Below are 228 nucleotides of genomic sequence, written 5' to 3' on the forward strand. Positions count from 1 at the left end.
CGATCTCGTCGAGTGGCAGTTGCGCGTGGCGGCGGGCGAACCGCTGCCGCTCGCGCAGTCGCAACTCGCGGTGACGGGGCATGCGCTCGAAGCGCGTATTTACGCGGAGAATCCGGTGCGCGGTTTCCTGCCGTCCACGGGCACGCTCAAGCATTTGCACATGCCCGCGGGCGTCGAGTTCCGGCTCGGCGATGCAGGCCAGCGCGCGAGCGTGCGCATCGACAGCGG

At 69.7% G+C, this 228-nt stretch carries 1 pseudogene; it reads left to right on the forward strand.

The features are described 5' to 3' along the window. Positions 1-228 (forward strand): annotated as a pseudogene (locus tag SB786_RS38040) (3-methylcrotonyl-CoA carboxylase); the annotation flags it as partial.

It is taken from the genome of Burkholderia sp. SIMBA_062 (assembly GCF_046534765.1).
Taxonomy (GTDB): Bacteria; Pseudomonadota; Gammaproteobacteria; order Burkholderiales; family Burkholderiaceae; genus Burkholderia; species Burkholderia ambifaria.